The organism is Arthrobacter sp. TMS2-4 (assembly GCF_054511075.1).
In genome coordinates this window covers 48996-60512 of the sequence record NZ_JBTNDI010000009.1, presented here as the reverse complement: position 1 = coordinate 60512, position 11517 = coordinate 48996, and the positions used below count along the sequence as shown (strand labels likewise).

Annotated in this window: 10 protein-coding genes; 2 read left to right on the top strand and 8 right to left on the bottom strand. The window is 69.1% G+C overall.

Annotated features, from left to right (window positions below; genetic code table 11):
• Window positions 1-4: 4 nt before the first annotated feature.
• The 7 genes from ACX80F_RS12395 to dinB all read right to left on the bottom strand — a co-directional run bounded on the left by ACX80F_RS12395 (window position 5) and on the right by dinB (window position 7926).
• Window positions 5-1624, bottom strand: a complete 1620-nt coding sequence (locus ACX80F_RS12395) for a UDP-N-acetylmuramoyl-L-alanyl-D-glutamate--2,6-diaminopimelate ligase (RefSeq protein WP_459336757.1) — start codon at window positions 1622-1624, stop codon at window positions 5-7.
• Window positions 1625-1681: 57 nt separating this feature from the next.
• Window positions 1682-3469 carry a peptidoglycan D,D-transpeptidase FtsI family protein gene (locus ACX80F_RS12390; RefSeq protein ID WP_459336705.1) on the bottom strand — a complete coding sequence of 596 codons (1788 nt, stop codon included), beginning with the start codon at window positions 3467-3469 and terminating at the stop codon, window positions 1682-1684.
• A gap of 53 nt (window positions 3470-3522) precedes the next feature.
• On the bottom strand, window positions 3523-4119 hold the full coding sequence (locus ACX80F_RS12385; protein ID WP_459336704.1) for a hypothetical protein: 597 nt from the start codon (window positions 4117-4119) through the stop codon (window positions 3523-3525).
• Window positions 4116-5117 (bottom strand): 16S rRNA (cytosine(1402)-N(4))-methyltransferase RsmH, encoded by a 1002-nt coding sequence (gene rsmH, locus ACX80F_RS12380; protein ID WP_459336703.1) that lies wholly within the window; start codon window positions 5115-5117, stop codon window positions 4116-4118. Before rsmH ends, ACX80F_RS12385 begins: the two co-directional genes overlap by 4 nt.
• A gap of 216 nt (window positions 5118-5333) precedes the next feature.
• The gene (gene mraZ, locus ACX80F_RS12375) at window positions 5334-5765 is read right to left on the bottom strand and encodes a division/cell wall cluster transcriptional repressor MraZ (protein ID WP_459336702.1); all 432 of its coding nucleotides are present in this window, start codon (window positions 5763-5765) and stop codon (window positions 5334-5336) included.
• 276 nt (window positions 5766-6041) lie between these two features.
• Window positions 6042-6419, bottom strand: a complete 378-nt coding sequence (locus ACX80F_RS12370; protein ID WP_459336701.1) for a DUF3040 domain-containing protein — start codon at window positions 6417-6419, stop codon at window positions 6042-6044.
• Between the two features lie 232 nt (window positions 6420-6651).
• On the bottom strand, window positions 6652-7926 hold the full coding sequence (gene dinB, locus ACX80F_RS12365; RefSeq protein ID WP_459336700.1) for a DNA polymerase IV: 1275 nt from the start codon (window positions 7924-7926) through the stop codon (window positions 6652-6654).
• A gap of 143 nt (window positions 7927-8069) precedes the next feature.
• Here dinB and ACX80F_RS12360 point away from each other — a divergent pair, with 143 nt between their 5' ends.
• Window positions 8070-9203 carry a polyprenyl synthetase family protein gene (locus tag ACX80F_RS12360; protein WP_459336699.1) on the top strand — a complete coding sequence of 378 codons (1134 nt, stop codon included), beginning with the start codon at window positions 8070-8072 and terminating at the stop codon, window positions 9201-9203.
• A 53-nt stretch (window positions 9204-9256) separates the two neighbouring features.
• Here ACX80F_RS12360 and ACX80F_RS12355 read toward each other — a convergent pair whose 3' ends face one another.
• A complete protein-coding gene (locus tag ACX80F_RS12355; RefSeq protein ID WP_459336698.1) occupies window positions 9257-9610 on the bottom strand; it encodes an Rv2175c family DNA-binding protein in 354 nt (117 codons plus the stop codon).
• Window positions 9611-9894: 284 nt separating this feature from the next.
• Between ACX80F_RS12355 and ACX80F_RS12350 the strand changes: the two genes are divergently transcribed.
• The gene (locus ACX80F_RS12350) at window positions 9895-11451 is read left to right on the top strand and encodes a LysM peptidoglycan-binding domain-containing protein (protein ID WP_459336697.1); all 1557 of its coding nucleotides are present in this window, start codon (window positions 9895-9897) and stop codon (window positions 11449-11451) included.
• Window positions 11452-11517 lie beyond the last annotated feature (66 nt).

Below are 11517 nucleotides of genomic sequence, written 5' to 3'. Positions count from 1 at the left end.
CGGTTCAGGACTCTATCCCGGGGCGGGAAAGCACAGAGAATCCGTGCCTTGTCAACGCGGACCGCAGTTCCTCCCGGTCGTCGAGCGACAGGTTGACGCCCTTGACCTCCTGCCACACCTCGTGGCCGCGGCCGGCGACGATGACGGTGTCGGACGGCCGGGCGAGGGCCACGGCGCGCTCGATCGCCTCCGCCCTGGGGAACACCTCCAGCACCTCGCAGGCCAGCCCCTCGGCGCGGACCGCCGCTTCGGCGCCCGCCCGGACGGCCTGCCGGATGACCGCTTCGTCCTCGTCGTGCGGGTCGTCGTCGGTGACGACGAGGATGTCGGACAGGCGTGCTCCGACGGCGCCCATGACGGGGCGCTTGGATTCGTCGCGCTGCCCGGTGGCGCCGAACACGGAGATGACCCGGCCGCCGGGACGCCGGACCGAGGCCAGGGTCCGTTCGAGCGCGTCGGGATTGTGCGCGAAGTCGACGATCGCCGCGGGTTCCTCACCGACGAGCTGCATGCGTCCCGGCACCTCGGTGGTGAACGGGTCGTGGTCGTCGAGGGCGCGCTGGACGTCCTCCACGGCGACACCCGACGCGAGGACCATGACCGTGGCCAGGGCGGCGTTGGAGACGTTGAACGTCCCGGGGAGGCCGGTGCGGACCAGCACCTGCTGCCCCGTGCGGCCCTCGAGGGTGAAGCGGTGCCCGAGGCCGCTGGGCCGGACGGCGGTGACGGTCCAGTCGGCCGTCGGACCGCCGTCGCGGTGCTGCTCGGTGCGGACGGAGACGACGGGCACACCTGCCGTCCTGGCGATGCGGAGCCCCCAGTCGTCGTCGACCAGCACGACGGCGCGCCGGCAGCGCTCCGGAGTGAAGAGCGTCGCCTTCACGGCGAAGTAGTCCTCCATGGTCCCGTGCAGGTCGAGGTGGTCCTGGGTGAGGTTGGTGAAGCCCGCGACGTCGAACCGGACGCCGTCGACCCGCCCGAACTCGAGGGCGTGCGAGGAGACCTCCATGGAAGCCGCGTCGAGGTCGCGTTCCCGCATGAGGGCGAGCAGCGAGTGGACCTGCGGGGACTCCGGGGTGGTGAGCTCACTGGGAATGGCGTCCTCGCCGGCGCGGATCTCGATGGTCCCGATGAGCCCGGTGGTCCGGCCCAGCGCGCCGAGGAGCGCGTTGAGGAAGTAGGTGGACGTGGTCTTCCCGTTGGTGCCCGTGATCCCGAACAGGATCGGGGCGGCGCCGGGGGCGTCCGGCTGACTGTCGAAGATCACGCCCGCGAGCGGTCCGACGGCCCGGCGGGGGTCGGGGACGACGACGACGGGCGGCGCGTCGAAGCCGGCCGCCGTCGCGGTGCGGGTCACGATCGCGGCGCCTGCGGCATCCGTCAGGACGGCCACGGCACCGGCGCGCACGGCCTGCTCGGCGAAATCCGCGCCGTGGCGGGTGGCTCCGGGAACGGCCGCATAGACGTCCCCCGGAAGCACCGACCGCGAATCGAGGGTGAGTCCGGTGACCACGGGCAGGTCCGCTGATCCGGCGGGGTCGACGGATCCTGCTGCTCCGGCCAGGGGCCCGATCGCGGCCAGGGCCGCGGACAGCGGGACCGGGTGCGGGGCGCGCGGCCGCATCAGGGAGGCACCGCCTCCCCGCGAGTTGTTCGATTGCACGGTGCTCCGGCCTTCGGGTCAGTACTTGACCGGGTAGATGTCCGGCTTCAGCGTGGACGCCGGGACATTGTTGGAATTGAGGACCTGCTGCATCACCTTCTGGAACGACAGCCCCGGGATGAGATAGTACAGGTCGCCCTGCGGGCGCTGGAGCGTCACGACGACCACGTACTCGGGGTCCTCGATCGGCGCGATTCCGGCATAGGACAGGGTGTAGCCATCGTAGCCGCCCGAGGGACCGGGGGCCTCGGCGGTGCCGGTCTTCGCGCCCACACGGTACTGCTCGAGTTCCCCGGACTTGCCCGATCCCTCCACGGTCACGGTCTCGAGCATCTTCCGCATCTTCGCGGCCGTCTCCGGGGACACCACCTTCGTGCCCTCCTCCTCGGGCACCACGTGCTCGGTGCCGTCCGGGTCGATGTAGGCGTCGATCAGCCGCGGCTGCAGCCGCACCCCGTCGTTGGCGATCGTCTGGTACACCATGGCGGTGTGCAGGGCGGTCTGCGTGAGTCCCTGGCCGAACAGGACGGTGTACTGCTGGCGGTCGTCCCAGTTCTCGGGCGTGGTCAGCAGACCCTGGTTCTCCTCGTTGAGGCCGGTCCCGAGCGGCTCGCCGATGCCGAACTTCTTCAGCCAGTCGTACCGCTCCTGCCGGGTGAGCTGCTCGCCCACCTGGACGGTCCCGGTGTTCATCGACTTCGCCAGGATGCCCGCCGCGGTGCGCTTCTCGGTCTTGTGCTCGAACGCGTCCTTGAACGTCTGCCCGTCGATGGTGTAGCGGTTCTCGAGGGTGAACCTCGAGGTCGGTTCGATGAGCCCCTGCTCGATGGCACCGGCCATGGTGATGACCTTGGTGGTGGAACCCGGCTCGAAGGAGGCACTGACCGAGTTCGGGCGGCGCTGCTCCGCCGGTGTCTCCGTCGGGTCGTTGGGATCGGGCGTCGTGGATTCGGCCATGGCGCGGATCGCGCCGGTGTCCGTCTCGACGACGACGATGTTGCCCCACTCGGCGTCGTATTCCTCCACCTGGGAGGCGATGGTCTGCTGCGCGAACCACTGCAAGTCCTGGTCGATGGTGAGGCGGACGTCCCGTCCGTCGACCGCCGGCACGTCCTCGTTCGTCGCGTAGGGGATGCGGATCCCGTCCCCGCCGATCTCGAAGGTCCTGCTGCCCGCGGTCCCCTCGAGCGCGTCGTTGAGCGAGTACTCGAGCCCCTCCTGCGGATCGCCGTTCTCCGACACGAACCCGATGACGGAACCGGCGACGGCGCCCGCCGGGTAGGTCCGCACGCTGGTCTTGTCGGCGTAGACGCCGGGGATCTTGACGGCGAGGGCGCGGTTCTTGACCTCCGGTGTGAGTGATTTGAGGATGTAGTTGAAGCTCTTGTCACCGAGGACGGCGCCGCGCAGCGTCTCCGCATCGACGCCGATGACGGCGGAGAGCTCCGAGAGCGCCTGGTCCATGGGGATGACCTCCCACTCCTCCAGGTCCTCGTTGTAGCGACGGAACTCCTCGACGTCGCTCAGGCGCTGGTCGACCACGAGATCGAAGCGCTCGACGCTGCGGGCGAAGTACTTACCGTTCATGTCGACGATCGAACCCCGGACGGGCTGCACGGCGGTGGTCGTGAGGCGCTTGGACAGGCCCGCTTGCGCCATGCCGTTGAGGTCGAGGGCCTGCAGTTGGAAGAGGCGCACGCCCAGGACCATCAGGAGGACGAGGACGAACGCGAGCCCCATGCGGAGCCGCCTGGAGCCCAGGGCCAGACGCATGCTGTCGGGGCTGCCGAGGCGTGCAGGGGTCACGGAGAATCCTTGTCGATCAGTACGTCTGCTGCGAGGTGCTGGAGCCGTTCGTGCTACTGCCCCGAGTCGAGCTGCTCGGGGCCGGGGATCGTCCCCGACTCGGTGCTCGCCGCGGCTTCTCCCCCGGCCGCAGGAGCGGCCGGATTCGTACCGAGGTTCGGTGCTGCGATGAGGACCTCGGGCTCGGGGCCCTTCGTCGCTGGTTCCGGCGTGCCGGTCACCCTCATCGAATCTAGCTCAATGGTCCCGAAGGTCGGGGAGGACACCATGCCGAGTTTCGTGGCGGCTGCGGCGAGGTTCTGGGGCGCCTCCTTGCCTTCGATGGCCAGCACGAGTGCTTCGTTCTCCTGGTGCAGGGCCGTCTGCTGGTTCCGGAGCTGCACCAGTTCGTACTGCGTGCCGGAGACGGAGATGTTGAGCATGAGCACCGCGGCAAGCGCCGCCGCGAGCACGACGAGGCTGAAGACCGCGAAGGGCACCTTGCGTCGGGCAGGGCGGGCGGGGACGACGGACAGCGGCGTCCGTGCCCTCGTGATGCCCGGGCCTTCGGTGACCGGTGCGGTCAGCCGCCGCGGGGCCAGCGCGAGAGCACTGTTCCCGGCGAAGGCTGCAGCGCCGTGTCGCTTCTCCACGGTCAGTGCCTGGCTCATGTGGTTTTCCTGTCGACGGGTCCGGCTTTGGTTCGTTCAACGGCCCGCAGCTTGGCCGATGCCGCGCGCGGGTTCTCCTCGATCTCCGCCGCGGTGGGCGCTTCGGTGCCGCGGGTCAGCGATCGGAGGTAGGGCTTGTGCTCGTCGAGTTCCACGGGGAATCCGACGGGGGCGGAGGACTTCGTTCCCGCGGTGAAGGCGCTCTTCACGATGCGGTCCTCCAGGGAGTGGTAGGACATGGCCACGACGCGTCCGCCGACGAGGATGGAGCGGATGGCCGCTGGGACGGCCCGTTCCAGGACGGTCAGTTCCTCGTTGACCTCGATGCGCAACGCCTGGAACGTCCGCTTGGCCGGATGGCCCCCGGTGCGGGCCGCCGCGGCGGGAACGACGCCGCGGATGGTGTCCACGAGCTGGGACGTGGACCGGAAGGGGCCGGCCTGCCTCGCCTGCACGATCGCCGACGCGATCCTCCCGGCGAACTTCTCCTCGCCCCAGGTGCGGATGATGCGCAGGAGCTCGCCCTCGGTGTAGGTGTTGAGCACTTCGGCGGCCGTGATGCCCCGGCTCGTGTCCATGCGCATGTCGAGCGGCGCGTCGTAGGAGTAGGCGAACCCCCGATCGCGCTCGTCGAGCTGGAGGGAGGAGACGCCGAGGTCGAAGAGGACGCCGTCCACGCCGTCGATGCCGAGGTCCTCGAGCACGTCGGGCAGTTCGTCGTACACGGCATGGACCAGGTCGGTGCGGGACGCGTAGGGGGCAAGACGTTCGCCGGCCAGGCCGAGCGCCTCGGTGTCGCGGTCGATACCGACCAGGTGCGCATCGGGGAAGCGCTGGAGCATCGTCTCGGAGTGTCCCCCCATGCCGAGGGTCGCGTCGACGACGACCGCGCGCCGGCCGGCGGCTTCCGCTGCCGCGACGGAGGGGGCGATGAGCGAGACGCAGCGGTCGCGGAGGACGGGGACGTGACGCTCCCCCGTCGGCCGGTCACCCGCCATGCGTCCTCTCCCTCCTGCAGTTCGTACTCGTCTCGGTTTCACTGCAGGCAGGTAGGGAGGTCGGCCTTCTTGGATCAGACCCCCATCCGGCCGGAGGGTCGCCGCCTGGCTTCGGGGAAGTGAAGCCAGGAGACATACCGGGTCCGGCGGCTGGAGATCTCATCCAAGGGACGTTCCCACCTGCGCCATCGTGCTGCGTGCTGGTCGTGCTGTCGTTCAGATGATGCCCGGGAAGGCATCCTCGTCGGTCTCGGAGAACGCCGTCTCCTTCTCCGTGAGGTAGGAGTCCCAGGCGTCCGCCGCCCAGATCTCCGCGCGGCTACCCGCCCCGATGACCGCGAGGTCCCGGTCGAGTCCCGCATAGGTCCTCAGCGCGGGCGGGATGGTGATCCTGCCCTGCTTGTCGGGGACTTCGTCCGAGGCGCCCGACAGGAAGATGCGGTTGTAGTCCCTCGCCTGGCGTGACGAGAGCGGGGCCGTCCGCATCTGTTCGTGGACCCTTTCGAACTCACTCATGCTGAAGACGTAGATGCATCGTTCCTGGCCCCTGGTGAGGACCAGTCCCTCGCTCAGCTCCTCGCGGAACTTCGCAGGAAGAATGAGCCTGCCTTTCTCGTCGAGGCGCGGGTTATGAGTTCCGAGGAACATCCCTGACCGCCTGTCCTGAGTCCGTCAAGCCCGGCGGTTCGCCGTATTGCTCTTATATTCCCCACTTTACTCCACAACTCTCCCCGGTCAACGTATTGAGGGCGCGCCGCTCCCCTTTCGGTGGGTGCGTGTCGCGGGCCGTGCCGCTGCCTGGCTGGCCCCGGAGCCCACGACCTCCGGGTGGAGCGAAGTGGAGAGCTTAAACGACGAAGGACCCGCCGAGGCGGGTCCTTCGTCGATGCAGGGACGTCGGTGGGGGCGACGCGTCCGTGATTCCTAGGTCTGGTCGCGCTTCCGTTCGTCCCATTTGTCCTCGAGGCTGGACATGAAACCGCTCTTGCCCCCGGTCGGTGCCTTGGAGGGCTTGCCGACCGGCTGACCGGTGTCGACCTGCTTCGATTTCGAGGTGGCGAAGTACACGCCGCCTCCCATGATCAGGAAGCCGAGGACACCGACGAAGATGGTCTGCCAGACGATCCCCGCCAGGAGGACGAGGATGCCGGCGATCGTGATGAGCGAACCGATGACCAGGCGTCGGGTCGACATCGACTTGCGACTGTCCGAGGCCATCGAGTGCGCGAACTTGGGATCGTCGGCGTGCAACTGCTGTTCGAGCTGATCAAGCAACCTCTGCTCGTGTTCCGAGAGTGCCATGACCGCCTCCTTGATATAAGTACCAACGTTCCTCCACCCAACCAACGCTCCTGACGCCGACCCGGTTCCCGAGGAAAGGGGTCCGGGGCCGCAGGTTCCGGCTGATGGATTTACGTCACGATCGGCAGTTGGACTACCGAGTTAAAGACTAGTGTGCTAGTCCTTGGGCGCAAAGTCACAATGCAGTATTGGGAGCCACCTCTTCCGGATGATATAGGCGTGCCCGATGCGCTCAACCACGCGGATCGCGGTCACCGTGCACCTGTCGCTGCGGCCCATCGCCGGGCGCGGGCGGAGACGCCTGCGGGCGCGTGCGGGAGAGGAGTCCGGCCGGCATGACGCCGGCCTCCCCGAACTTCCGGTTCACGTCGTCGAGGACTCGTTCGGCGAGCCTCCAGTTGTCGTCCTGTCGGTCGATCGTGAGCTGCGTGGAGCCGTCGCCGCCGGTCTCGAGCGACTCCGCACGGAGCCCGATCAACCGCACCGCCATCGGCCTGTCGCCCAGGCCGGCGAGCAGGGCCGTCGCTGCACGGTAGAGGGCGTTCGCGTTGTCCACGGGTTCGTCGAGCTTCTTCGAGCGCGTGAGGGTCGAGAAATCCTCGTAGCGGAGCTTGAGCGCCACCGACCCGGCGCGGTGGCCGGAGGCCCGCAGCCTCGTCGCCGTGCGATGGGCGAGCCTCAGCAGCTCCCGGCGGAGGACGTCGGAGTCCTCCACGTCATGGGAGAACGTCTCCTCGGCACCGATGCTCTTCTCCGGGCGTGAGACCACGACCCGCCTCGGGTCGCGGCCCCAGGCGAGGTGATGCACGTGCTCGCCGGAGGCACCCAGCAATCTCCGGAGGGTGCCCACGGGGGTGTGCGCGACGTCCTCCACCGTCCGGATGCCGATGCGGGCCAGGACCTCCTGCGTCTTCGAGCCCACGCCCCAGAGGGCGGACACCGGAAGCGTATGGAGATAGGCGACCGTCCGGTCCCCGGGTATGAGCAGGAGCCCGTCCGGCTTGGCCCTCGTGGAGGCGATCTTCGCGACGAACTTCGTCGTCGCGGCCCCGACACTCGCCGTGATGCCCAGCGTCGAGTGGATCTCGGCGCGGACCTGCTCGCCGATCTCCCGCGGGCTGCCGAGCCGACGGAGGGAGCCGGCGACGTCGAGGAAGGCCTCGTCCACACTGAGCTGCTCGACCTCCGGTGTGACCGACCGGAAGATCGCCATGACCTGCCCCGAGACCTCCGAGTACCGGCGGTGGTGTGGTGGGAGGATCACCGCGGCGGGGCACTGCCGCATGGCGACCGCCATCGGCATCGCGGAGCGCACGCCGAACCGGCGGGCCTCGTAGGAGGCCGACAGGACCACGGACCGCCCGGACGGCGAGCCCACGACCACGGGGACGCCGCGAAGGTGCGGATGGTCGAGCAGTTCCACGGAGACGTAGAACGCGTCCATGTCGATGTGCAGGATGTGGCACTCCGCATACTCGACAGGCTCCTGCCACGCGTCCTTTGGCACGCCTTCATCGTACGCACCGGCACCGACACCGCGAGGGCTGCGCATCGCGATCCCCGTCCGGTCGCGCCGACGCACCGGGAGCACCGGCCGGGGCGGCGGTTAGAGTGGAGGCACCACCGGAAGACGATCTGCACGGGAGATTCATGCTGTCCGCACCTGCCACCTCCGACCAGGGCGGCCCCGCTCCCGACGCCATCACCGCGGAGCAGGAACAGTTCCGGTCCTCCCTCACGCGGACCATCGAGGACTTTCTCGCCGAGCAGCGCACCGTCCTCGCCTCCATCTCGGGCGAAGCACTGCCGCTCATCTCGAGCATCGCCACCCTGACGAGCGGCGGCAAGCGGATGCGGGCACTGCTGTGTTACTGGGGCTGGCGGGCGGCGGGCGGCTCGCCGCTGGCCTCCGAACCGGTGACGGCGGGCACGGCCCTCGAGTTCTTCCAGGCCGCAGCCCTGATCCACGACGACATCATCGATCGGTCCGACACCCGGCGCGGGCGCCCCAGCGTCCACCGGCAGTTCACGGCCCGGCATGCCGACGCGGGATGGCACCTCGACGCGGAGCGGTTCGGGGTCTCCTCCGCCATTCTGGCGGGCGACCTCTGCCTGGCCTTCAGCGAGGAGCTCTTCACGGCCTCCTGCGCCGGCGCTCCGGGGGAGGCCGGCCCCACGGCGCGGACGATCTTCAATCGCATGCGCACGGAGGTGATGGCGGGCCAGTACCTGGACCTGCTGGAAGAGGCTGTCGGGCCGGACCAGACACCGGCGGTGGCCGAGGACCGGGCCCTCAACATCCTGCGCTTCAAGTCCGCGAAGTACTCGATGGAGCGGCCACTCATGCTCGGCGGAGCGCTTGCCGGGGCGGACGACGCCCTGCTCGCCGCCTACTCGGCGTTCTCACTTCCGCTGGGTGAGGCGTTCCAGCTGCGCGACGACGTCCTGGGCGTCTTCGGCGACCCGTCGGTGACGGGCAAGCCCGCCGGGGACGACCTGCGGGAGGGCAAGAGGACCTTCCTGATCGCGCGGGCACTGGGCGCCAGCAGCGGGGCCGGGCGGGCGCGGATCAACGCGATGCTCGGTGACACCTCCCTCGACGTCGACGCCGTGGACGCCCTGCGTGCGCTGATCGTGGAGAGCGGAGCGCTGGCGCACACCGAGCAACTCATCAGCCAGAAATCGGAGGAGGCGTTCGCAGCGCTCGGGCGACTCGCCGTGGACCCCGTCTCGCTGCGGGCACTGCGACTGCTCGCGGAGGCAGCGGTGACGCGGACCGCCTGAGGCTCCCACGCGTCAGGGCGCATCCACCCCGGGCAGCCCCGGGAAGGACGCTGCTACCAGGCGGCGGCCTGCGCGCGACGGCGGATCTCGGTCTTGCGACCCTCGCGCAGGGCGTCGATGGGCCGGCCCGGCAGCGACTCGTCCTCGGTGTACAGCCAGCGAATGATGTCCTCGTCGCCGTAGCCGCTGTCCGACAGGACCACCACGGTGCCCTTGAGGCTGTCGAGGACGCCGCCGTCGACCAGGAAGTCCGCAGGGACGCTGCGGATCTTGCGCTCACCGATCCGCACACTCACGAGCGACCGGTCGCTGACGAGCGCGTGGACACGCGTGATGGGCAGATCCAGTGCTTCGGCGATCTCGGGGAGATTGAGCCAGGCCGGAACGAGTTGTTCGAGTTCAGTCACCGTTCAAGGGTGCCATGCTCCCGCACCCATCTCCACTCGGCCGCTCCTCCGGCAAGGACTCCTCAAGAAGTCCGGGGATGGACACGCCGATCTTGACGATTCCCTGCATTTTCAGGCCCTTGTGCTACCGGACCCATCGTGTAGATTCACTTGAGTCACATGGATCACACGATCAACACGTGAAACATCAGCATCACCAGCACGTGCACGCCCCCGGACAGGAAGAGTCACCCCGGGGGCGTGCGTCCGCGCGGTTCCATCCGCCAACAGACGAGGAATGAAACATGACTGCCCAGCGATCGAACGCACCGCTGAACGGCGCGCGCAGGAAGGCCGACGGCGCCAGCCGCCGCAGCCTGAACGTCGCCGTGACCACCGCCGCCCTGCCTGCGGTGATCTTCTCCTCCGTGGCCCTCGCCCAGCCGGCGACAGCAGCCCCCGCCGCGCAGGCTCCGGTCGCCCGGCACCTCGGTGCGACACCGGTGGTCCTGCCCTCCCGCGCCGTCGTGCCCGCGGCACTCGTCGCCACGCAGGTCCCGGCGCAGAAGACGGCGATCGTCACCCAGGCGGTGCCCAGCACCTACACGGTGAAGCCCGGTGACACCATCGGCGCGATCGCGAAGCGGTACGGACTGGCCACGAACACCGTCCTGACGCGCAACGGCATGACAGCTCGCACGATCATCTACCCCGGACAGAAGATCAAGCTGGCCGGCGGGCCGGCCCCCGCCGCGAAACCTGCGGCCGCTCCGGCCGCACCGGTCACCGGTGCGACCTATGTCGTCCGGCCCGGAGACACCCTGGGCGCCATCGCGTCGCGCCATGGCGTGAGCCTGCAGAGCGTCCTCACGACCAACCGGCTCTCGATGAACTCCGTCATCCACCCGGGTCAGAAGCTGAACCTCGGCGGCAAGGCACCCGTCGCCGCTCCGGCTCCGAAGGCGCCGAAGGCGCCGGCACCGGCACCGTCGGGCGGCACGTACGTGGTGAAGCCCGGCGACACACTGGGGGCCATCGCCTCCCGCAACGGCATCGGCCTGGACGCGCTGCTGACGTCGAACGGTCTCTCGAGGTCCTCGATCATCTATCCGGGGCAGAAGCTGAAGCTCACCGGTTCACTCACGCCGCAGGCAACGCCTCCGAAGGCTCCGGCGCCGGCCCCCGCGCCCGCCGCCGGGTCCTACACCGTGAAGGCCGGCGATACGCTCGGCGCCATCGCCTCCCGCAACGGCATCGGCCTCTCCGCCCTGCTCACCGCCAACCGCATGACCATGAGCACCGTGATCTACCCGGGACAGAAGCTCACCCTTCCGGGCAGGGGCGCCACTCCCGCACCGGCGCCCGCGCCGACCGGACTCGTTCCGTCGAGCTTCCTCGGCTACACCTACCCGGACAGGGTCGTCGCGGACGCGAACGCGAACAAGGCGCTGCTCAACGCGCTCCCCGCGCCGTCGCCCGCCGAGATGAAGAAGATCGTCGCGGACACCGCACGCTCCATGGGCGTGGACCCGAGCCTCGCAATGGCCTTCGCCTTCCAGGAGTCGAGCTTCAACCAGCGTGCGGTCTCGCCGGCGAATGCCATCGGCACCATGCAGGTCATCCCGTCCTCCGGCGAATGGGCGAGCGACCTCGTGGGACGCAAGCTCAACCTGCTGGACCCGTACGACAACGCCACGGCCGGTGTCGCGATCATCCGCTCCCTGGTGCGGACCAGCCCGTCGCTGGATGTCGCTATCGCCTCCTACTACCAGGGCCAGTACTCCGTACAGACCCGAGGCATGTTCGCGGACACCAAGCAGTACGTCGCATCGATCAAGGCACACCAGAAGAATTTCCGGTAGGTCCGCTCCGGCCCGGGGTCGGTCAGGGGGTGGGGCCGCGTGTGGTCCCACCCCCTTCCCAGTGCT

Coding starts and splice junctions, on each gene's coding strand:
- ACX80F_RS12395 (WP_459336757.1), bottom strand. CDS start 1,624: ATGCGGCCGCGCGCCCCGCACCCGGTCCCGCTGTCCGCGGCCCTGGCC.
- ACX80F_RS12385 (WP_459336704.1), bottom strand. CDS start 4,119: ATGAGCCAGGCACTGACCGTGGAGAAGCGACACGGCGCTGCAGCCTTC.
- rsmH (WP_459336703.1), bottom strand. CDS start 5,117: ATGGCGGGTGACCGGCCGACGGGGGAGCGTCACGTCCCCGTCCTCCGC.
- mraZ (WP_459336702.1), bottom strand. CDS start 5,765: ATGTTCCTCGGAACTCATAACCCGCGCCTCGACGAGAAAGGCAGGCTC.
- ACX80F_RS12370 (WP_459336701.1), bottom strand. CDS start 6,419: ATGGCACTCTCGGAACACGAGCAGAGGTTGCTTGATCAGCTCGAACAG.
- ACX80F_RS12360 (WP_459336699.1), top strand. CDS start 8,070: ATGCTGTCCGCACCTGCCACCTCCGACCAGGGCGGCCCCGCTCCCGAC.
- ACX80F_RS12350 (WP_459336697.1), top strand. CDS start 9,895: ATGACTGCCCAGCGATCGAACGCACCGCTGAACGGCGCGCGCAGGAAG.